The sequence below is a fragment of the Brevibacillus sp. HB2.2 genome, assembly GCF_013284275.1.
GTDB classification, from domain to species: domain Bacteria; phylum Bacillota; class Bacilli; order Brevibacillales; family Brevibacillaceae; genus Brevibacillus; species Brevibacillus brevis_D.
The window spans coordinates 166,900-188,261 of record NZ_JABSUV010000006.1 but is presented as its reverse complement, the minus strand read 5'-3'; the positions used below and the strand labels follow the sequence as shown (position 1 = coordinate 188,261).

The following is a 21,362-nucleotide window of genomic DNA, read 5'->3' as shown; positions in this document are numbered from 1 at the left end:
TCATAAAGCAGAGAGCCAATAGGTTCTCTGTTTTTTTTGCTTTTAGGAAAGCAGAACTATTTTTACTTGAGACAAAAGTATGAAGGCTTATCCAATAGCTGAATAGATAAGCCTTTGTTCAATACAGGTATAAATGTTTGTCGAAAGCTGTCTGACGTTTTCTATGGTAGCAACATATGTTTTCGTGTACAGTAAAACTAAGGTCGCTTACCGATGAAATAATTGGTAACGGATCTCTTGCCTTGCCTCCTGCGTTGTCAGGGGGCTTTTTTGCGTGATACAAAAGAGAGCTACCTATCGAGCTTCCATTCGCGGACCAACTTCCTGGGCATTTGCAATCGGCAGAGAAACGATAAAGCGTGTGCGTTTTTCATTGGAATCACAATGGATCGTGCCTTGATGCTTTTCGATAATATTTTTACAGATGGACAAGCCAATACCCGTCCCATTTTGTTTAGTCGTAAAGAATGGTTGGAAGAGATTTTCCACGATCTCGGGTGAAATCCTTTCGCCGTTGTTTTCCACACTCAAATAGAGCCAACCATCTGAAGAAGTGGAGATGACATGAATATACTTGTCTGTACGATTTTGCACGGCGTCAATGGCATTGTTTAATAGATTGACGACAACTTGCTTCAAGCCTTCTTCATAACATGCGAGTAAGCAGGGGTGGATTTGTTTTTCAAAACGTATGTTTTCTCCCACGAGGCGAGGGGTAATCAGCATCTCTACTTCTTCAAGCAGTTCTTCTACTTGAACGGTTTTAAAAATTTCATCGAGAATTGGTTTTTTGGAAAAGCTGAGGAATCCGGTCAGTTGCCGATGTAAATTCTCAAACTCATGCATGACGACTTGGATATACGTCTGAAGCTGGGCCTGTTCCTGTGTAGACTCGCCGATCAGCTTCAAGAACCCTTCAATGGCGCACAACGGATTGCGCAGCTCATGAGCCATATTAGCGGCAATTTTTCCGAGCATGGTCAGTTTGTCGTTATGCAAATAGGAGATCGTTTCTTCCTTCTGGACTAGCTCTTTATTTATCATTTGTTCAAAGTGATAAACAGCCCAGAATACACTTTCATCCATGGCCTTGCCCAGTTGGCTTTCCAAATAGTGCATTTCTTGTGAGGAGAGGGACCATCTCTGTAATTCCGGTTGGAGAACCCGCCAGAATACATTCCGGTACAATTGATATGTGCGCAAAATGGAGGAGAAGGGGAATTCCTGAGAACGAAGCCACTCTCCCATATCTAATGCCCAAGTCTGCATGTCATGATCTACATCCTCAACCAGATAGCGAGCTAAGAGCACTGTTCGTTTTTCTGCAAAATCGCGAGGAATGGTCACGGGAATTTCCATGCTGCGAACAATTTCTTGCAGCCATATTGTGGTGATGCTTGGTGTTAAGTCTAAAATCTTCCTTGAAACATCATAAAGGTTTAGCGTCACGGTCTCCACCATCTCTTATCCACCCCACTAAAATCGTAAGGGAAAATACCTAATTTAGACAAGGTATAATTAGCCTGATTTCGCAATAAAATGCATTTTTTTCGGAAGTTTTTATCTACAAAATCCGCTGAAAACCGCCTTTTTTCGGAAAAATATTCAATCATGAGTCCGATTCCAGTCGCATAAAGTAGAATGGACGAACTTTATTGGACCAGGGAGGCAGGGATGGGCGAGTATTTTTGGCTGGGTCTTGTACACATCTTCATGATCGATCTGGTATTAAGCAGTGACAATGCAGTGGTCATAGGTATGGCCTGCCGCGGACTCCCTCAACAGGAGAGAAGAAGGGCAATTTTATATGGAACACTGGGTGCAATCCTCCTGCGAATTGTATTAACGGGAATGACTACCTGGATGCTGGATATTCCTCTCGTGAAGGCGATCGGGGGAATCTTATTGCTGTGGATCGCGTGTAAGCTGATGCTGGGTGAGAATGAAGAGCTCACAGACGTATCGCATAATCAGACAATTGGTCAGGCAGTCAGGACCATCATAGTAGCAGATTTTGTCATGAGTTTGGACAATGTTTTGGCAGTTGGTGGAGCAGCGCATGGCGATTTATGGTTAGTTTTGCTGGGGTTAGCGATGAGTATTCCGTTATTAATGTGGGGAAGTGTGTGGATCGCTCGCATGATGAATCGTTTTCCCAGTATGGTCATCATTGGCGGCGGAATTCTTACCTTTACAGCAGTGGATATGTGTCTGGAGGATCCGTATGTCTGGAAGTGGGTGAATCCTTTGCTTCTCAACCATATGTGGTTGCCCGTATTTGCTGCCGTAGTGGTCATGTTTTGGGGGCGGATGAAAAGGACGTAAAAGGTGAAAAGGATAGTGCATTCATGGGCATACTACAACAAAGGTCATGACCGTTTTGCGGAATGTAAGTGGTCACATCCAGCTGAATGAAAACATAGCGGGAAAGGAACTTTTTCGAAATGAATACAAGCCTCTTGATGCTATGGGGATACTGGGATGAAATCTATCAGCGCTGCACCAGACTTACTTATATTGAGAAAGGGAACAATATATTTCGGGTTGTTGTTTTACGCTATCGGGGAGAACCACTCGTTACTACCGATAATTGCATCATTCATGATGGGGATTTGATTTTAAAGCTACATATACACAATTATTACTTTGCTACCCTGTGCAAAGGAGTGAAGGATGAGCTGCGCGTGGCTCTTCTTTTGCGAAGACATATCCTCCAATCATTGCCGAAGCTAGCCACATTCCTGGATTCGATGGAAAATAAAGATCAAATAAAAGGGATAGTGGGAACGACCATGCTGCATAAAGGGATAACACCTTTGGGCTTCTCGATTTCTGATGTGCCTATGACCTGGTTTTTTCGATACAAGCGATGGTACTTGCGTCTCATGCTCAGAATCGTGCATCCCAATGGAAAGCGGCGATTGCAATCATGGAATTATGAAATGCCCCTAAAGCGTGTTTATATGTCCAAGGAATTTTTACTCAATCGATATACTGAGGGCAAGCAGCCTCTAGGAGAGTCCTACTAATGGCAAAGCGGTTTCTGTTAGTGACAGAGGAATGGGCAGGGAGTGGTCACCGGATGGCTGCCGAGGCTCTGCAAGAAGTTTTACTGGAAAAGGAGGGGGCACGATCGGCGCGAGTGGTGGGAGGACTGAAAACCGCCAGTCCAGGCTTACGTGTGCTCTCTCATTTTTTTTATCGCAGTATGTTGCGCTACGGTCAACCTGTGTGGCAACGCATCTATGAACAGGAAGAAAGGCTGGGCAGTGCATTGACCAAAGCATTGGGATGGTGGCTATCCGCTAGATTAACGAATCAACTGTTGCTAGAAGAGAAGCCGGATGTCGTTATCGCTACGCATGCGTACTGTTTGTCCGCATTGGCAGAAGCGAAGAGAAGGGTGCCCCAGCCTTTCCAGCTCGTTTGTGTACCCACGGACTTCCATATTAATCGATTTTGGGTTCATCCAGAAATTGATGCGTACATGGTGGCACACGAGCAAATTGCGCAAATTTTAATCGATCGCTATGGGATTTCGCCTGAAAAAATCCATGTTTATGGCATTCCAGTTCGGCCAGCTTTTACTACAGCGCTCCATACCGACAAAGCGGCTTGGAAAAAACAGCTTGGACTTGTGCCAGATCAATTCACAGTACTGATTGGTGGGGGAGAAGGCGGTTATGGTGGCGTGGGACAGGTTGTACGAGAGTTGATGTTGGAAGAGCAACCTTTGCAGATCGTAGTCGTCACAGGGAAGAATGCAAGCCTGTACAAAAGACTGGAGAACTTGCTTAGTACCAAGAGCAATGGACATCGCTTTCTATTGAAAGGGTTTGAGCCGCAAATGTGGCAGTGGATTGGAGCGGCTGACGCCTATATAACGAAGCCTGGTGGCATTACGTGCGCGGAGTCACTTGCTCTTAAGACACCGCTGATTTTGTTCCATCCATTGCCCGGACAAGAAAAGCATAATTGTTCCTTTTTACTTAAGCAACAAGCAGCGATCTTGGCTGAAACACCGGTAGAAATCAAAGAAATCATCAGGTCATGGCGTCAGCCCGAAAAAAGAGATGCTTTTGCAGTAAATTTGGACAAGCTGGGGAGACCAGACGCGGTTTACCAAATTGCCCACACCCTTCTGCAATTGACAGACTAAAATTGGAAGAAAAATAGGACGCATGAACAAGCAAAACTTCACACATATTAAACTTACCAACGATGAGGAGGTGATATAGATGGCTAACAACAACAGTGGATCTCGTAACAACTTGCTGGTTCCTCAAGCAAACCAAGCTCTGGATCAACTGAAATACGAAATTGCATCCGAATTCGGCGTTCAACTCGGAGCAGACACCACTTCCCGTCAAAACGGTTCAGTTGGAGGAGAGATTACAAAACGTCTTGTCTCCTTTGCTGAGCAACAATTGGCTGGACGTGGCTAATCTCATAAGCTGGATGAAGGGAGGCACCTATGGTGTCTCTCTTTTTATTTTTCCAAGAAGAGGGAAATTATTGACAGATGAAGATGGAGCAGATCGCCGCATAAATAATGGGTGGAGGCGGATTCTATATGTGTTAGGAGGTGAGTGGATATGACAGTAGGAGCACAAGTGAAACAAACGCTTGCAAGCTTGAAAGGCGCACAAGCAGATTTTGAAACGTTTGCTCTTAGCACGCAAAACAAGAAGGCGAAGCAACTGTATTCGCAAGCAGCAGAGCAAACGCAATCCATCGTAGATAACCTCCAGCAGCGTGTAACGGAGCTGGAAAAGGAAGAACCGCAGTTTAAGGGATTCTAGGAAGTTTGGGAAAGGGAGAGGGACTTCCTCTCTCTTGGTTTTACTCTCTATAAAAATCACCTCAGGTGATGGAGGTGGCTTATGCCTGATTGGTCAATAATCCTTTTGCGCTCAATAGGCGCTGTTGCTTACTTATTTCTATTGACAAAGATCATTGGAAAAAGGCAGATCAAGCAACTTACATATATCGAATATATCGTCGGTATCAGCATCGGTTCGATTGCGGCCTTTATGGCAACCGAAATGGATGGGCCGGTCTACCATAGTTTAATTGGCATGGGGGTATTTGCGCTTTTTCCTTATTTAATGGAGTGGCTTTCCCTCAAGAGCAAGTTTCTCCGCGATCTATTTGAAGGGAAATCAACGGTTCTCATCAAGGAAGGCAAGATTTTGGAAGACAATCTGAAAAAGGAACGTTTGACTGCGGAAGACTTGATGGAACAATTACGAATCAAAAACGTGTTCCGAGTAGCCGATGTGGAGTTTGCATTGATGGAAACAAGCGGGGAAGTCAGTGTCCTCTTAAAATCAGAGAGTCAGCCAGTAACTCCCAAACACCTTGAATTGACAGTGGCTCCTTCGGAAGAGAATCAAGTGGTCATTATGGATGGGATGATCATGGACGAGCCGCTAGCAACAGCAGGTCTAAATCGCAGATGGGTTCGCACGGAGCTGCAAAAAGCGGGAGTGGCTTTGGAAAATGTTTTCCTCGGCCAAGTAGACAAAGGGGGAGACCTCTATCTCGACCTCTATGACGATAAACTGATGGTTCCTGGGGCCCAAGCGATGAAGCTGGCTTTTGCTACATTGAAAAAATGTCAGGCGGATTTGGAGCTGTATGCACTCAATACAAAAAATGAACAAATGAAGCGTACCTACCAAACCGATTCAGAACGGCTCCAACAGATTATCGATCAAGTAAAACCGTTCATGATACGGTAAAAAGGAGTGAGTGAGACATGGCAGACCAAAAAAAGAAAAAGCTGACCCCCGTCCAGCAAGAATATCAGCAATTGGCAAAGACGCACGAGCCTCCGCGACCGCTATTACGCAATTTTACCCGGGCATTCTTAGTGGGAGGCGGCATTTGTATGATCGGGCAAGGGATACAAGAAATGTTCATTCACTACTTCGATTTTACGGAGAAAACCGCTGGGAATCCTACAGTAGCTGTCTTGATCCTTCTTTCTGCTCTCTTGACCGGTCTAGGACTATATGACCGGATTGCCCAATGGGCTGGGGCAGGTACGAGTGTGCCAGTTACAGGTTTTGCCAACTCGATAGCATCTGCGGCCATTGAGCATCGCAGCGAAGGATTTGTGCTGGGGGTCGGCGGTAACATGTTCAAGCTCGCGGGGTCAGTGATTGTGTTTGGAGTGGCGGCGGCATTTGTCATTGGCTTGATCAAAACATTGTTTACGATGGGAGGATGACGGATGCGCCAAGGTCATCAGTCTTGGGTCTTTCCTTTAAAACCTGTCATTCTCGGGCACGCTGCGATTGGTGGGCCTTTTGAGGCTAAGGGACCGTTAGCCGAAGACTTTGATATCCTGCACGGTGACTTGATGATTGGACAAGACAGCTGGGAAAAAGCGGAGAAAGTCCTGCTGGAAGAAGCGTGCTCGAAAGCGGTGGAGAAAGCGGGTCTCACAAAAGAGCAAATAAACTTTATGCTTGCCGGGGATTTAATGAACCAGATCATATCTGCGAGCTTTTCGGCCCGGACGCTTTCGATACCGTTCCTGGGTATTTTCGGTGCGTGCTCAACAGCGATGGAAGGCTTGGCCCTGGCTGCTCTCATGGTAAATAGTCAAGCTGCTGATTACGTCTTGGCTGCTACCTCCAGTCACAATGGAGCTGCGGAAAAGCAATATCGTTATCCAACAGAGTACGGCTCTCAGAAGCCCCCTACAGCCCAATGGACAGTGACGGGAGCAGGGGCTGCTGTTGTAGCCAGTCAAGGTAAGGGACTGCGGATTGCGGGAGCTACCATTGGGCATGTAGTCGATATGGGGTTGACAGACCCATTCAATATGGGAGCAGCGATGGCACCAGCCGCATTATCCACGATTGAGTCGCATTTCCGTGACTTTCAGCTCCCTCACGACCATTATGATTTGATCGTAACAGGCGATTTAGGACGAACGGGCCATGCCATTTTATCTGAGCTGCTGCCCAAGCATCACATGCATATCCCACTAGAGCGTTATGTCGATTGCGGGAAACTCATTTATGGAGAAAATCCGAATGTGTGGTCGGGGGGGAGCGGATGTGGCTGTATCGCTACAGTGACCTACGGGCATCTACTACGGCGGATGAAGCAAGGAGAGTGGAAGCGGATCTTGCTGGTTGCGACGGGAGCCCTCTTATCTCCGTTGACCTTCCAGCAGGGAGAAAGCATTCCTTGCATCGCGCATGCCGTGGCTGTTGAGTCGGAGCAACTTGGAGAGTGATACCATGATGTTTTTGTGGGCGTTTCTCGTAGGAGGAACGATTTGCTTAATCGGTCAATTTCTCATGGATGTCGTCAAGCTAACACCTGCCCATACGATGTCCTCTCTTGTTGTCACAGGGGCAGTGCTAGACGGATTCGGTCTATACGAGCCACTGGTTAATTTTGCTGGAGCAGGAGCAACAGTACCTATCACGAGCTTTGGAAATGCACTCGTGCACGGGGCAATGGCGGAAGCGGAGAAGCATGGAGTCATTGGCATCATTACCGGCATTTTTGAAGTGACGAGTGCGGGTATTTCAGCAGCCATCGTCTTCGGATTTATCATGGCAGTCATGTTCCGACCTAAAGGATAAAGGCAGGTATATGTTTCCACTTGTGCCAAAATAATTGAATTGAACCTACTTTCGCCAACTTGTAGAATGGGTTGGGTAAAGGAGGGTACAATTTATGTGGTGGAGCAAGAAAGTAGTAACAACCTTGCTTGCTGCCTTTATGGCTGTAGCGTTTATTTTCCCGGCCGACTCCCTGGCAGCTACACAGATTCAGCGTGGTAGTGTGAACGGGGATGTATGGGATTTGCAGTATCGCTTGCAGATGCTGGGTTACTACGATTACAAATTGGATGGCATTTACGGAGCGAATACAACAAAGGCCGTCAGACAGTTTCAAAAAGCATACGGATTACAGATTGACGGTATCACTGGTCCAAATACATGGCGCGTTCTCAAGAAAGTGTCGGTAAATAAAGCGGAAATGCAGATGCTGGCGCAGCTGGTTTATTCGGAAGCACGCGGAGAACCTTATGAGGGCCAAGTAGCAGTAGCTGCGGTCGCGTTGAATCGTGTTCAGTCCAAAAACTTCCCCAATACGCTTGCGGGTGTCATCTTTGAGCCATTAGCGTTTACCGCTGTAGATGATGGACAATTCTGGATGACTCCTAACAAGACTGCTTACCAGGCAGCTTGGGATGCCGTGCGAGGATGGGACCCAAGCAACCATTCTCTTTACTACTTTAACCCTGTTACAGCGACCTCCGATTGGATTTGGTCCCGTACACAAGTGAAGAAGATCGGCAAACACATTTTTGCCGTGTAACCATTGTTCATGCAGCCCTTGAAACAGTCTTTGTCATGATGCTGTTCGAGGGCTTTCCTTTTTATTGGAAACTATTGTTCATTGTTTTTGCAAAATAGTTCGATAAAATGATACGAAAGGATTCGCATATTTCCCCATGGAGGTTGATGATGAAGAAACGGATGATCCTTGCCTCGCTGGTAGCCTTTATGCTCATAGGTACACCAGTTGTAGAGGCAGAAACAACTCACATGAACGAAACACCTTATGTAGACATTAGCGGCCATTGGGCAGAACAACAAATCAATCAACTATACATAGCCAACGTAATTGGTCAAAACGAATATTTTCGACCTGATGACAACGTGACATTAGGTGAACTGCTTACGATGTTTGTGAATGCCAAAGGAATTGAACCTCTTGGTAACAAGCAATCATCCTTTGCGGACGTACCGGCAAACAGCTGGCTGTCATCCTATGCCGAAACGGCCTATCGATTGGGAATTGTCCATGGGCAAAAGCAGGGGAATTACCTGTACTTACATCCAGATGCTCCCGTAAAAAGAGCAGAGCTCGCCTCTATTCTGATAAGAACGATGGGGGATAGCGGAGTAGTCAATAATTTGAAGTGGTCTACGACGATCCAGACATTGAACCAATACGCGGATGGGAGCAATGTAAACGAGAAAGAGCAACGCCCACTCGTTTATGCCATGCAAAACGGGTTAATGAGTGCTTATGAGGACGGTACATTAAAACCGGACAAGTATATGACGAGAGCCGAAGCAGCCACATACGCGGCCCTTGACTTGCTTCCGGATAAGCCGAAAACGACAAAAGCCCTCGCCAACGGAACACCTTTTCGCCAAGAAATAACGGTACAGACGACTGCTTACAGCTATACGAACGACAAGATCCTGTCGTATTTAGAGTATCCACTACGCGAAGGTGTTGTAGCGGTTGATCCAAATGTCATTCCGCTTGGTAAACACCTGTACATCGATGGTTACGGCTATGCAGTGGCAGCTGATATCGGTGGTGCGGTTAAGCAACGCCATGTGGATCTGTATCTTCCGACATTGAACGAAGCTGAAAATCATGGCCTGCAAAAAGGCGTCAAAGTATACGTCCTTGATTAATAAAAATGCTGAACATATTTCCTTCTCTTTCCACTCATACTAACGTGGAAGGGGTGGGATTTTTTCATGGTATGGGTGTTGTTAGGATTGCTTGGTTTATTTGTCCTACTAGTGATCACGCCAATAAAATTGACGTGTTTTTACAGTCGCGAGGGCGAAGATGATCAATTGGAAATTACGATAGCAGCTTGGGGTATCATTCGCAGGAAATACGAAATACCCGTTCTCCTTTTGAAAATGACAGAAGCTGGGCCTGAGCTTGTCGCAAAGGTGGAAACAATCCAGCATGGAAGCAAGCTTCGGGAAAAGGTCAAGGATTTTACGCGCAGGCAAGTGAAAAAATGGTACCGGAATTATCGGGATGTGCTGGAAAGAGTTCGTGACTTGCTGCCTTTGCTAAAAGACCTGTTCAAACAAGTTCGTTGTACGAAATTAGAATGGCATACGTTATTAGGCACAGGTCAGGCGGCTGAAACAGGGGCACTGACAGGACTGATCTGGGGTGTGAAAAGCCTGATTGTAGGAATCCTCTCCCACTCCATCTCCTTACAGACGATGCCGGCCATGAGTGTACAGCCTGTCTGGAACCAAGCACTTCTACATACGAAAGTTCAAGCGGTGTTGCATTTTTATTTGGGGCAGTTCGTTTTCTACGCGTTGAAAGTTTTTCTGCGGATTCGAAAAAGTAAGCAGCGAAAATGGCAAGCTGCACCGACGCGTGCCTAAAAATAAATGTGGTACCAAACATATTTATTCCTTTGTACAGGGTACATGCTCCGGATTTGTTGGGGGAATGATAAAACATGAAACAGATAGGAAGGAGGAGCGACAAATATGGCAGACCACCCGATTCAAGGCCTGATGAGAACAGCGATGGAAAATCTCAAGCAAATGGTGGACGTGAATACAATCATTGGTGATCCTGTTGAGACACCTGATGGTAGTGTCATTCTTCCGATCTCCAAGGTAGGATTTGGTTTCGCGGCCGGGGGTAGTGAGTTCCAATACGATCACCATCATAATGGGCACCAACACACTCAACAGCATGAACATACTGCTAACCCATTTGGAGGGGGTAGTGGGGGCGGTGTTTCCATCACACCTGTAGCTTTCTTGGTCGTTGGCAAACAAGGAATTCGTTCGATTCCGCTTGAAAATACGACTCATCTCTACGACCGGATTTTGGATTCTGTTCCGCAAATCGTGGATAAGGTTCAGGGGATGTTTACCAGATCGGATGATACTCCTGTTTATTCCAATACGACGATTATTGCCGGAGCAGAAGAACAAGATTTGGAAGACCTTATGGATCGAAAGTAAAACAAACACAAAACAGGTATGCTCCATAAGGGCATACCTGTTTTTTCAATAAGAGGCGTATGGCATTACCAGCGTTCGTTTACATACAAGCCTGTCTTCGCAGCATGTTGATAATGAAGGCTAGAGCTGGATGAGGCAATATAAGGATGGAGGGCCATCGCTTCTTCGTAGTAACGTGAAAAGGAGCCAAGGGGTTTGCTTTGCAATCCCAATGTACTTGCTCTGAATGCTTGGGCTACACGCTCCATTGTATTTGTATAGTCCACATCGCTGGTCTGTACGGCCTCCAGCCATTTCTCATCGTCCATTTCCAATTGTCCATCTGGTAACAGCCTGATTCCAAACGTTTGGAGTTTTTCCTCTTCGTCTTTTGCGACTTGAGCGAATGCATCCAGCTTTTGCGTCGTTAACGTATTTGCTTTTTCGGCAAGCAACAGCTGCAGACGATTGTATTTACTTACTAGCGAGTGTGTGCGCTCCTGTAATCGCTCAATGTCAGTTCCAGCCTCGTCATCTTTTCCCGCAATAATAAATTCGCGAGCACTCTTCTCCAAATCTGAGGAAAACCGGTACAGACGCGATAAGGAATCAGACAGCTCCGTTGTCCATTGCTGCTGGCGAGTGTAATACGGCTGCAAATTAAAACTGAGAATCGGATTCACTGGCGTGCTTAATTTTGCCTGAAGCATATGGGAATGATAGCGGCCTACCCGCTGCGTAAATGGAACATGGCTGACTCGATTCGTTTTCATGTCGGTCACCTCCTCACAAGCAAATGGAATGAATCCCCAGGGACAATTTACTATCTCCTATTATAGACGATGCCTACTCCATTTCAATGAGCAGATCGCCAGTTTGAATGGCTTCACCTGCTTTCACATAGACGGCTTTAATTTTTCCGTCGAGTGGGGCCTGAATCGTCGTCTCCATTTTCATCGCTTCACTCACCAAAAGATGCTCGCCTTTACGCACCTTGTCACCTTCTGCTACAAGCACCTTGAGCACTTTTCCTGGCATAGAGGCACCGAGGTGGGCAGGGTTTTGCGCTTCTGCTTTTCGGCGGATCAGTTCAGAGACTTTTGCGGATTGGTCACGGATGAAGATTTCACGTGGCTGTCCGTTCAATTCAAAATAGATGATGCGACGGCCATCTGGATGAAGCTCTCCGACTGCGACCAGCTTGATAATCAGTGTTTTACCGCGCTCGATCGTAATGGCAGTTTCTTCACCTGGACGCAATCCGTAGAAAAACGTTCCTGTATCCAAAACGGACAGGTCGCCGTATTCCTTCAGGCGTTGTTCAAATTGCAAATAAACCTGCGGATACATGATATAGGACAGGATGTCTAAATGACTGGGCTCACGTCCGATTTTTGCTTCCAGCTCAGTAGCAACTTGCGTAAAGTCAATGGGTGCGAGCAATTCGCCAGGACGTGTAGTAAAGGCATCGCGGCCTTTTAGCACGAGTTCCTGTAGCTCCTTCGGGAATCCGCCTGGCGGTTGGCCAAGATACCCTTGGAAAAATTGAATGACGGAATCCGGAAAGTCGAGGCGTGTTCCTTTCTCCCAAATGTTTTCCTCATTCAAGTTGTTTTGGACCATGAACAGCGCCATATCCCCGACGACCTTGGAAGAAGGGGTCACTTTTACAATGTCACCACACATTTGATTGACCACAGCATACATCTGCTTCACTTCGTCCCAACGGCCTTCCAGACCAACGGCTTTGGCTTGCTGCTCCAGATTGGTGTATTGTCCGCCTGGCATTTCGTGAACGTATACCTCCGTGTTGCTCGCCTTCATGCCGCTTTCAAAGCCTTGGTAGTACGGACGTACATCTTCCCAGTAATCAGACAGCTTGTTGAACGATTCAAGAGATAAGCCCGTCTCACGCTCCGTATGGGCAAGGGTTGCGATCAACCCGTTTAAGCTTGGCTGGGAAGTGAGTCCAGACATGGAGCTGACGCAAGCATCGACGATATCCACGCCTGCTTCGATCGCTTTCAGAAGCATGGCTCCAGCGTTTCCAGACGTATCGTGAGTGTGCAGATGGATCGGAATGCTGATTTCTTGTTTTAAGGCAGAGACGAGCGAATAAGCAGCATACGGCTTCAAAAGACCGGCCATATCCTTGATCGCGAGAATATGGGCACCTGCTTTTTCCAATTCTTTTGCCAGATTGACATAGTAGGCCAAGCTGTACTTGGTCTTGGTCGGGTCGAGAATATCTCCGGTGTAGCAAATCGCTGCTTCGGCTACCTTGCCAGATTCACGAACGGCTTCAATGGCTGTTTGCATTCCAGAAAGCCAGTTCAGGCTGTCAAAGATCCGGAAGACATCAATGCCATTTTCGGCAGATGCTTTGACGAAGGAGTGAATCACATTATCCGGGTAGTTGGTGTAGCCTACGCCATTTGCTCCGCGCAAGAGCATTTGGAACAGGACATTCGGTATGCGCTGGCGGAGAATTTGTAGCCGCTCCCAGGGAGATTCCTGCAAAAAGCGCATGGTCGTGTCAAAAGTGGCACCGCCCCACATCTCCAGCGAGAAAAGGCCAGAACCGAGCTTGCCTGTCGCCTCTGCAATGGAGGCGAGATCGTAAGTGCGCACACGCGTAGCAAACAAAGACTGGTGGGCATCGCGGAATGTCGTGTCTGTGACGAGCACCTGTTTCTGCGCCTGAATCCAGCGTACCAGACCGTCGGCACCCTCGTTGTCCAGAATTTGCTTCGTGCCGTCCGGATATGGCTGGGTAAATGGTGTTCGCGGGATGCGAGGCGAGTCGAAGTGCGGCTTTTTCTCCGATTTCTGGAGACCAGGATATCCGTTGACAATCGTATCTCCGATATAAGATAGTAATTTGGTACCCCGGTCTTGACGGCCAGGGAAGATGAATAGTTCTGGTTTGGTGTCAATAAACGACGTATCGTAGTTGCCACTCAAAAAATCAGGATGTGTCACGACATTTTCCAAAAACGGCAGGTTCGTTTTCACGCCACGAATCCGGAACTCACGCAACGTTCGCAGCATTTTGCGAGCCGCTTGATCGAAGCTCGTGCCATACGTGGAGATTTTGACCAGTAGCGAGTCATAGAACGGTGTAATGATCGCGCCTGGATAACCATTGCCTCCATCCAGCCTTACGCCGAAGCCTCCACCGGAACGCCAAGCGGACAAGCGACCGGCATCTGGCAGGAAGTTATTTTCAGCGTCTTCTGTCGTGACGCGGCATTGGATGGCAAAACCACTCATCTGGATATCACTCTGGGATCGGATGCCAATCTCCTCATCGGAGAGGGGATGGCCCTCGGCTACGCGAATCTGCGACTGAACAATGTCGATGCCAGTGATGAGCTCCGTGATGGTATGCTCTACCTGTATGCGTGGGTTGACTTCTATAAAATAAAAACGCTTGTCCGGCGTTAACAAAAACTCGACAGTACCTGCGTTCGAATAACCGGCTTTTTTCATGAGAGTAAGAGCAGCCTGGCAAATATCTTCACGCAGCTTGTCATCCAACGATAGGCTAGGTGCTACTTCGACGACTTTTTGATGGCGCCGTTGAACAGAGCAATCGCGCTCGTACAGATGAACGATGTTTCCGTGGTTGTCACCGAGAATTTGGACCTCGATGTGTTTGGGCTGTTCCAAGTATCGCTCCAAATACACCTTGGCATTGCCGAAGGAAGAGCGGGCCTCGGAACGGGCACGATCTAACGAATCTTGTAATTCCTCCTGACTGCGGACGATACGCATGCCACGGCCTCCGCCACCAGATACGCCTTTAATAATGATGGGGTAGCCGTATTCTTTGGCAAAGAGAAGCGCCTCTTGGAGTGTTTCGATTGGCTCCGGAGTGCCTGGAATGACTGGGATTCCCGCTTCAATCGCAAGACGACGGGCTTCTACCTTGTCCCCGAATTTGTCGATCAGCTCAGGGGATGGTCCAATGAAAATAATGCCTTCCTCTTGGCAGCGCTTTGCAAAATCAGCATTTTCAGCAAGAAATCCGTAGCCCGGGTGAATGGCATCGATATCGTTGCGCTTGGCAATTTCGATGATACTTTCGATATCGAGGTAAGCCTCAATAGGCCCTTTTCCCGCTCCGACCAAGTAAGACTCGTCAGCCTTGAAGCGATGGATAGAAACGTTGTCCTGCTCGGAGTAGATGGCTACCGTACGTATGCCGAGCTCCGTTGCTGCACGAAAGATCCGAATGGCGATCTCACCGCGGTTTGCTACCAGTAGGCGATTGATTTTTCTCTTTTTCATTATTCTCTCCCCCTAACGTCTCGGAAAAAAGACGTATTTAAAATTATATATAGAACAAATATACAAAATTTTCTCGACACAAGACACACTTTTTTCGATCACAGGAGGATGGATGAAGGTGAACAATGTAAACGATAAGCTGCCTGTATTTGTGTACGGCACGCTTTTAGCGGGCTTTGGGAATCATCGGATTTACGTGAAACCGTATAAGCATGAGGCAACACCTGCGACGATTCAGGGTGAGATCTATCATTTGCCGGCAGGCTATCCGGGATTGCTGGAAGGAGAGCAGGAGGTTGTGGGGGAGATCGTCATGTTTGCCCCTGACGTGTACGAGCAAGCACTAGCTGGACTGGACGAACTGGAGACGTACTATGGCGAGGGTGACTCGCGCAATGAATACGAACGGATCATCGTGCCAGCGACTATGGAAGGAACAGATCAGGTCGTAAGCGTCTATGTTTATCGTTATTTGGATCAAGACCTGGTCAAGCAAACAGGGGTGCACATATCGCATGGGAATTGGCGACGCTACATGCAGGAGCTGACGAATAGCTAGTGCTAGTTTTGCCAAAACTGGTAGGGAAAAGGAGGGGGCCCTGCCATGGAATTACTCCATTGTGAACCTGCACAAATCTGGCGTTACCTGATTCCACAAAATTACTGGATGTTTCCCGACGAAGTTCCAGAAGATGAACTGATCTTTCATTATCGTGACCATATTTATTTTGTAAACAATGACGGCTCAGTTTTGTCCATGCCACAGCCTGCTTGCTTCGAAACGCTGGATATGGGGACCTTGCTGGAGTATTTGGCAACATCGGACGACACCTTTGATTTTGACGATGAAGGGGAATTCGATTACGGTCATGTCTTAAAGCGTATGGGGTATATCGTGCCAGTCAGGGACAAGCGGGAAAAAGCCACGTATCAAATTGAGATTATCAATACGTCATTGCCGAAAGCACATGGAACACGGTACGAAATGAAGCAGGTTACCTTCGCTTTTGCTCTCTATCACGCGCTGATGCGCTGTCATGAGCTAAATGCGAAAACGGATTGGGAGTATGAGCATGAAGTGAAGCGAATCGCCGTGGTACAACCCAAGCGAAGTGGAAAAGTGCAAGTGAATCTGTAATTTCTACTATTGGCATAGTGAAAAAAAGTGAATGATAGGGTATGATAATTGAGGTACATACTGAAAGATTTGGTGAGGAGGAAGAAATCATGACAACTGCTGTTGAGCGTCAAGGCGCATTTGTATTCAAAGGTGGTCCTGTAACACTGCTCGGTCCTGAAATCAAAGTAGGAGATACTGCTCCTAACTTTACTGTAGTAGGTGGCGATCTGTCCCCTGTAACTTTGGAAGACTCCAAGGGCACTGTTCGCATCATCTCCGTAATCCCTTCTATTGACACTGGCGTGTGCGATGCACAAACTCGTCGTTTCAACGAAGAGGCTGCGAAATTGGAAGGCGTTACTGTACTGACTGTTTCCGTTGACCTGCCATTCGCGCAAAACCGCTGGTGCGGTGCTGCTGGCATCGACAAGGTGAAAACAGTATCTGACCACAAAGACCTGAGCTTCGGTACAGCTTATGGCGTAGCGATCAAAGAATTCCGTCTCTTGTCTCGCGCTGTATTTGTAATCGATGCAAACGACAAGGTTGTACACGCTGAGTATGTGGCTGCTGCTGGTGAGCATCCAAACTACGAAGCGGCGATTGCTGCTGCACAAGCTGCGAAGTAAGCATTTTTCATAAGGAAGCTCCCTTTTTGTCCAAGTGACGAGAAGGGGGCTTTTTCTTTTTTGCAGCAAGTGGAAAATTAATCTTGACGGTTTTAGTAACCAGTGGTTATATTATAACCAACGGTTACTAACCAATGGTTATAAAGTTTTCCGAAAAGTAAGGAGCTGAATATCACGCATGGCAAGCAAACAAGAAATACGCTCAGAAGAAACGAAACGGGCGATTTTGACGGCGGCAGCAGACCTTTTCGCTACCCGAGGCTTTGATACAGTATCCATCAGAGAAATCGCCAAAGCAGCCGGCTGTTCTCATACAACCCTCTATATTTATTTCAAGGACAAAGAAGCACTGCTTCATCATCTGTCCAAGGAACCTTTGCAAGGCTTGACTCTACAAATGGAAGAAACACTGTCCAAACCGGGAAGAACACCAGAAGAGAATTTGCGTGAAATCAGCAGTCAGTTCATCCACTTTTGCTTGCGCAATCGAACGATGTATACCTTGTTCTTCATGATCAAAGCCACTCGGATCGATGTAACGGAACCAGAAAAAGAATTGCAAACGCTACGCAATCAATTGTTTGGTTTGTTGAGGCAGGCTGTAAGGCGATGCTTGCCAAGTGACATCGAGGAAGAAAAAGAGCTCGCCCATGCACGGATTTACTTCTACACGCTGCATGGCATCGTCGGTACGTATACACATTCCGAAGAACCATTGGACAGCTTGATGGAAAGGCTAGCCCCTACATTCGCACTATCCGTAGATGTTTTTCTCGCAGGAAGTCAAAAAATAATGAACAGGGAGTGACGAAAGAATGATTAGAGTAGAGCAAATCTCAGCGAACATTTGGTGTATCAAAGCGTGGTTGTTGATTCCTTTGCGGGTCTGGATTGTTAGGGAGGAGGATGGTGTTACGCTGATCGATGCGGGAATGCCATTTATGACGAAGCGGATTATGGCCTTTATCAAGCAGCTGAATGCAGGACCACTCAAACGAATTTTGCTGACGCATGGTCATTCGGATCATGTTGGAGCCATAAAAAAAATCGCGGAAGCAGAATCCGTACCAGTTTATGCCCATCGAATCGAGATTCCGTATATGGAAGGGAAAGAGCTGTATCCACGTCGTAAAAAGCTGGAAGTAAACGTTCAGCCTGGCTTGGCTCAGCCATTGCCAGAGGATGCTGAAGGGAATGTAGCTCCGATTGGTGGACTGCAACCTTATTTGACACCTGGTCATTCTCCGGGGCATGTGGTGTATTATCACGAACAGGATGGAGTGCTTTTGGCTGGAGATTTGTTTACTTCCAAACAAGGCAGATTGCATCGTCCCATGCCGATGTTTACGGCGGATATGGCTCAAGCACTTAAAAGCAGTTTGATCATCCGCCAATTGCGCCCGCGCCATTTGGAAGTATGCCATGGTAAACCGATTGAGAATCCTGCCGAACAGCTCGATGATTATTTAAAAGAGGTCTCTACTTCTTTTTCAATTCCAACGAGTGTTTGGCAATCATAGGCCAATGATTGACTGAGTCAAGTCGGTGAAACGAATCCCCTTTTTCTCGCGTCATAGGTTTGAGGTGATTGGATGAAAAAGGTAGGATTACTTGATCAACTAATTCTAATAGCGACACTGTTACTGACGGGGTGTGGGAACGGATCGTCGGCGCAAGGGACTTCACAGCTTGCGGAACCACCACAGCCAGTCATTGAATGGAGCGGAAAAACAGCTGCGACGGTGCCCGCATCTTCCTGCTGGAGCTATAATAGCGAGTCGGTCTGCAAGGATACGGCAGCACCCCCGGAACTCATCGCAGAGCATAAGCCTGCACCCCTGCAAGTAAAGCCCGGGGCACCGCTAACCGTCACTTTTGCCCAGCAGCCAACTGCAAATACGCTCAAGGTAACACAGTGGAACGGTATCAATGAAGTTGAGCAAGCAGTGGAAAACGGCAATCAGTGGAAGGCACCCGAACAGCCGGGCTGGTATTTGTTCGATGTTCGCGGTCAGTGGACGCAAGGCGATGCAGGTCATGCATTTGTTATCGAAGTGAAAGACAACATCCGATAGACACACCTACAACAAAGAAAACAACTTAACATAAAAAAGAGGCATGGAAGCTACTGATCCATGTCTCTTTTTTGCATTCACGAGGCGGCCAGGCAATTGATTCGGCAGCCTTTCTGCGTTATATGAATATTTATTCCAATATTTCAATTCCAACGTCAATCATTCTCTCGTCTCCTAGAAAGTCAATTACAATTTTGGCTCTTTTCTTTCGCCGATTCACTTTCTTTATGATTCCTTCTTTTCCGGCAAGGGGACCCTTCTTGACGGTAATTTTGGAGTCGGTAATCAGTAAGGTTGAATATCCGAGTACCCCGTCTGTGTCCAGCATTTTTAAAATCGGACGGATTTCTGCTTCTTCGATTTCGGACACTTGCAGTAAACCATCTGATCGTTGTCTTATCTGCTTATTATTATTGAGTAATCTGAAAGTTCTAGGGGTTTCTTTAAGGTCGTAGTATGTCTTTGTGTCCATATTCGTTTGGATGAGTAGATAACCCGGAAACATAATTTTTAAAGGGTGGGTAATAAGACCCTGTTTTCGTTCAGGAAGCCTTCTTTTCGGTACAACGGCCCTTAATTGGCGAGAAGAGAATTTATCTGAAAGAAATTTGGCGACTCGTTCTTCGTATCCGGTCTCTACATAAAGGGCATACCAATTCATCAATTCCCTCCTCAATGGTGCGACATAATTCTAGTAAAATTTACAGTATTCGACTTTTGTGGTACAATTAGATTATAATTCACTAAACTACCTTTGTACATAGTCCCAGACGGCACGAACTAATCGTTGTTGCGGCACGTTAGTTTGCTTTGGATTCAGAATATTGGATGCATTTTTTGCTGCTATATAGCCGCGAAATGTCTCGTCATGTCCATTTTTGGGTGGTGGTCATCTTTTGCAGTGGCGTTCGTTCGAGAAATGCATCGTGTTGAATAGGCCCGATCTAACCATGAACGCTGGGCTAAGCTTCGTTCATATTGGCGAGGATAAGGAACCTGGGATAGATCCGCTTATATTCGACCTCGACGAAATGGAAGAATATCAAAAATTGGCATTTCATGTCGGAAAAAGAAATTATTTGTTAGGTAGAATAGCTACCAAACGAGCGGCTTCGACAATGATGTGCCGGTCTGATTTAACAAAGATAAATATTAGCCGGGGAGTCTTCGGACAGCCAGTTCTTCATACCGGCAGCCCGGATAAATTAGCGGTCAGCATTTCTCATTGCCAATGCATGGGAGCTGCTATTGTTTTCCCAGAAGGGAGCCCAATGGGAATCGATGTGGAAGCCATCAATCCGTCAAGAAACGAAACAATGGCCAGTCAAATGACAGTGGCGGAGATGGAGAGGGGCGCAACTGTTATTAGGAGCAAAGAATTCTTATTAACATTGTTGTGGTCCAGCAAAGAGGCGCTGTCAAAGGTGCTTCGTACGGGACTTACCATCCCGTTCGAATTGCTAGAGATCGAAACGATTCAACCTAACGACGGGTTTTATGTGAGTACGTTCACGCATTTTCCACAGTACAGCGCCAAAACATACCTGACTTGCGGTTACGTCTGGTCAATCGTAGCCCCTCGCAAAAGCGAGTGGCATTTAGATCCCTTGGAAATGCAAAATCATTTTCTGGCATTCGATTGCGGCTGCCGTAAACAAAGTGCAACTATAAAATAAAAACCGTGTTGATAGAAAAAATGATGCCTCGGAAGGATGAGCTCCACTTAGTGGGGCTTTTTGTTTTGTGTTTTGCTCCTGAAGGGAGAGTTAGCTGCAATGAGCGAATCCTATCAGATCCATACCATTTCTACTAGCTATCTCAATGAATTGTCCAATTACAATTATTTAATCGTCGATAAAGCGACAAAGCTGGCTGCTCTTGTAGATCCTTCTTGGGAACTCGATCGAATTTTGACGGTGATCGAGGGGCTGGACGTGAAGCTGCATGCCATTTTGTTAACGCATTCCCATTTTGATCACGTCAATCTTGTGGAATTGCTAAGTGTACGATATACGCCCAATGTGTACATATCAGCGAAGGAAGCGCGGTATTACGCCTTTTCTGCGCCCCATTTACATACGTTTAACGATCTAGATACCATTTCGCTGGGAAACACCACGATTACCTGTATGCTTACGCCGGGCCATACTGCCGGAAGCGCCTGTTATCTTTTATCCGGTTGTTTGATAACAGGAGATACGCTATTTATTGAAGGCTGCGGCAGATGCGATACAACCGGCGGAAATCCGGATGATATGTTCGATAGCTTGCAAAAAATACGAGACACCGTGCCGATCTACGCCAGAGTCTATCCTGGACATTCATACGGGAAAGAGCCTGGATATCCGCTTTGGTATTTATTGGAGAACAACATCTATTTTCACCTTGTGAATCGCGCGCAATTCATTTCGTTCCGAATGCGTCATGCTCAAGGCTATCGCTCGGATGCGAGAGAGAGACGAAAGTAAAACGGAGG

General features: G+C 46.8%; 25 protein-coding genes. 21 read left to right on the top strand and 4 right to left on the bottom strand.

The annotated features are described in order from the left end of the window. Nucleotides 1-294 precede the first annotated feature (294 nt). Nucleotides 295-1,461: a sensor histidine kinase gene (locus tag HP401_RS06510; protein WP_064203353.1), complete on the bottom strand. Its 1,167-nt coding sequence runs from the start codon at nucleotides 1,459-1,461 to the stop codon at nucleotides 295-297. Between the two features lie 213 nt (nucleotides 1,462-1,674). On the opposite strand from HP401_RS06510, the gene HP401_RS06505 reads away from it, so the two are divergent. From HP401_RS06505 to ytfJ, 13 genes are all read left to right on the top strand, one after another. After that, complete coding sequence (locus HP401_RS06505) at nucleotides 1,675-2,325, top strand: TerC family protein (RefSeq protein WP_015892357.1); 651 nt, start codon at nucleotides 1,675-1,677, stop codon at nucleotides 2,323-2,325. A gap of 119 nt (nucleotides 2,326-2,444) precedes the next feature. After that, complete coding sequence (locus HP401_RS06500; protein WP_173604486.1) at nucleotides 2,445-3,029, top strand: YkoP family protein; 585 nt, start codon at nucleotides 2,445-2,447, stop codon at nucleotides 3,027-3,029. Then, complete coding sequence (locus HP401_RS06495) at nucleotides 3,029-4,159, top strand: MGDG synthase family glycosyltransferase (protein ID WP_173604485.1); 1,131 nt, start codon at nucleotides 3,029-3,031, stop codon at nucleotides 4,157-4,159. Before HP401_RS06500 ends, HP401_RS06495 begins: the two co-directional genes overlap by 1 nt. A gap of 79 nt (nucleotides 4,160-4,238) precedes the next feature. Beyond that, nucleotides 4,239-4,445 carry an alpha/beta-type small acid-soluble spore protein gene (locus HP401_RS06490; RefSeq protein WP_047068578.1) on the top strand — a complete coding sequence of 69 codons (207 nt, stop codon included), beginning with the start codon at nucleotides 4,239-4,241 and terminating at the stop codon, nucleotides 4,443-4,445. 150 nt (nucleotides 4,446-4,595) lie between these two features. Further along, nucleotides 4,596-4,802 carry a DUF1657 domain-containing protein gene (locus tag HP401_RS06485; RefSeq protein WP_007717150.1) on the top strand — a complete coding sequence of 69 codons (207 nt, stop codon included), beginning with the start codon at nucleotides 4,596-4,598 and terminating at the stop codon, nucleotides 4,800-4,802. Between the two features lie 81 nt (nucleotides 4,803-4,883). Further along, on the top strand, nucleotides 4,884-5,744 hold the full coding sequence (locus tag HP401_RS06480; RefSeq protein ID WP_064203356.1) for a DUF421 domain-containing protein: 861 nt from the start codon (nucleotides 4,884-4,886) through the stop codon (nucleotides 5,742-5,744). 17 nt (nucleotides 5,745-5,761) lie between these two features. Further along, the gene (spoVAC, locus tag HP401_RS06475; RefSeq protein WP_064203357.1) at nucleotides 5,762-6,235 is read left to right on the top strand and encodes a stage V sporulation protein AC; all 474 of its coding nucleotides are present in this window, start codon (nucleotides 5,762-5,764) and stop codon (nucleotides 6,233-6,235) included. Between the two features lie 3 nt (nucleotides 6,236-6,238). Then, on the top strand, nucleotides 6,239-7,255 hold the full coding sequence (gene spoVAD / locus HP401_RS06470) for a stage V sporulation protein AD (protein WP_015892352.1): 1,017 nt from the start codon (nucleotides 6,239-6,241) through the stop codon (nucleotides 7,253-7,255). 4 nt (nucleotides 7,256-7,259) lie between these two features. After that, complete coding sequence (gene spoVAE / locus HP401_RS06465) at nucleotides 7,260-7,610, top strand: stage V sporulation protein AE (RefSeq protein ID WP_015892351.1); 351 nt, start codon at nucleotides 7,260-7,262, stop codon at nucleotides 7,608-7,610. Nucleotides 7,611-7,704: 94 nt separating this feature from the next. After that, nucleotides 7,705-8,352 (top strand): spore cortex-lytic enzyme, encoded by a 648-nt coding sequence (gene sleB, locus HP401_RS06460; protein WP_173604484.1) that lies wholly within the window; start codon nucleotides 7,705-7,707, stop codon nucleotides 8,350-8,352. A gap of 149 nt (nucleotides 8,353-8,501) precedes the next feature. Beyond that, on the top strand, nucleotides 8,502-9,470 hold the full coding sequence (locus HP401_RS06455) for an S-layer homology domain-containing protein (protein WP_173604483.1): 969 nt from the start codon (nucleotides 8,502-8,504) through the stop codon (nucleotides 9,468-9,470). A gap of 66 nt (nucleotides 9,471-9,536) precedes the next feature. Continuing rightward, nucleotides 9,537-10,196 (top strand): DUF2953 domain-containing protein, encoded by a 660-nt coding sequence (locus HP401_RS06450; protein ID WP_173604482.1) that lies wholly within the window; start codon nucleotides 9,537-9,539, stop codon nucleotides 10,194-10,196. A gap of 108 nt (nucleotides 10,197-10,304) precedes the next feature. After that, nucleotides 10,305-10,790: a GerW family sporulation protein gene (ytfJ, locus tag HP401_RS06445; RefSeq protein WP_173604481.1), complete on the top strand. Its 486-nt coding sequence runs from the start codon at nucleotides 10,305-10,307 to the stop codon at nucleotides 10,788-10,790. 65 nt (nucleotides 10,791-10,855) lie between these two features. On the opposite strand, the gene HP401_RS06440 is transcribed toward ytfJ, so the two are convergent. Together HP401_RS06440 and HP401_RS06435 are read right to left on the bottom strand one after the other, a co-directional pair. Further along, complete coding sequence (locus HP401_RS06440; protein ID WP_173604480.1) at nucleotides 10,856-11,542, bottom strand: hypothetical protein; 687 nt, start codon at nucleotides 11,540-11,542, stop codon at nucleotides 10,856-10,858. A 73-nt stretch (nucleotides 11,543-11,615) separates the two neighbouring features. Continuing rightward, nucleotides 11,616-15,062 (bottom strand): pyruvate carboxylase, encoded by a 3,447-nt coding sequence (locus HP401_RS06435; RefSeq protein ID WP_173604479.1) that lies wholly within the window; start codon nucleotides 15,060-15,062, stop codon nucleotides 11,616-11,618. A gap of 112 nt (nucleotides 15,063-15,174) precedes the next feature. Between HP401_RS06435 and HP401_RS06430 the strand changes: the two genes are divergently transcribed. From HP401_RS06430 to HP401_RS06405, 6 genes are all read left to right on the top strand, one after another. After that, entirely contained in the window at nucleotides 15,175-15,621 is a 447-nt protein-coding gene (locus HP401_RS06430; protein WP_173604478.1) for a gamma-glutamylcyclotransferase family protein, read from the top strand. Nucleotides 15,622-15,666: 45 nt separating this feature from the next. After that, nucleotides 15,667-16,200, top strand: coding sequence for a hypothetical protein (locus HP401_RS06425; RefSeq protein WP_173604477.1), 534 nt, complete (start codon nucleotides 15,667-15,669; stop codon nucleotides 16,198-16,200). 89 nt (nucleotides 16,201-16,289) lie between these two features. After that, nucleotides 16,290-16,811 (top strand): thiol peroxidase, encoded by a 522-nt coding sequence (tpx, locus tag HP401_RS06420; RefSeq protein ID WP_015892342.1) that lies wholly within the window; start codon nucleotides 16,290-16,292, stop codon nucleotides 16,809-16,811. Between the two features lie 178 nt (nucleotides 16,812-16,989). Continuing rightward, complete coding sequence (locus tag HP401_RS06415) at nucleotides 16,990-17,619, top strand: TetR/AcrR family transcriptional regulator (protein ID WP_173604476.1); 630 nt, start codon at nucleotides 16,990-16,992, stop codon at nucleotides 17,617-17,619. A gap of 7 nt (nucleotides 17,620-17,626) precedes the next feature. Then, on the top strand, nucleotides 17,627-18,331 hold the full coding sequence (locus tag HP401_RS06410; RefSeq protein WP_173604475.1) for an MBL fold metallo-hydrolase: 705 nt from the start codon (nucleotides 17,627-17,629) through the stop codon (nucleotides 18,329-18,331). 72 nt (nucleotides 18,332-18,403) lie between these two features. Continuing rightward, nucleotides 18,404-18,886: a hypothetical protein gene (locus tag HP401_RS06405; protein ID WP_173604474.1), complete on the top strand. Its 483-nt coding sequence runs from the start codon at nucleotides 18,404-18,406 to the stop codon at nucleotides 18,884-18,886. A 130-nt stretch (nucleotides 18,887-19,016) separates the two neighbouring features. On the opposite strand, the gene loaP is transcribed toward HP401_RS06405, so the two are convergent. Beyond that, nucleotides 19,017-19,547, bottom strand: coding sequence for an antiterminator LoaP (gene loaP, locus HP401_RS06400; protein WP_173604473.1), 531 nt, complete (start codon nucleotides 19,545-19,547; stop codon nucleotides 19,017-19,019). A gap of 235 nt (nucleotides 19,548-19,782) precedes the next feature. On the opposite strand from loaP, the gene HP401_RS06395 reads away from it, so the two are divergent. Both HP401_RS06395 and HP401_RS06390 read left to right on the top strand, forming a co-directional pair. Continuing rightward, nucleotides 19,783-20,562, top strand: coding sequence for a 4'-phosphopantetheinyl transferase family protein (locus tag HP401_RS06395; protein ID WP_173604472.1), 780 nt, complete (start codon nucleotides 19,783-19,785; stop codon nucleotides 20,560-20,562). A gap of 99 nt (nucleotides 20,563-20,661) precedes the next feature. After that, entirely contained in the window at nucleotides 20,662-21,354 is a 693-nt protein-coding gene (locus tag HP401_RS06390) for an MBL fold metallo-hydrolase (protein ID WP_173604471.1), read from the top strand. The last annotated feature ends 8 nt before the right edge of the window (nucleotides 21,355-21,362 follow it).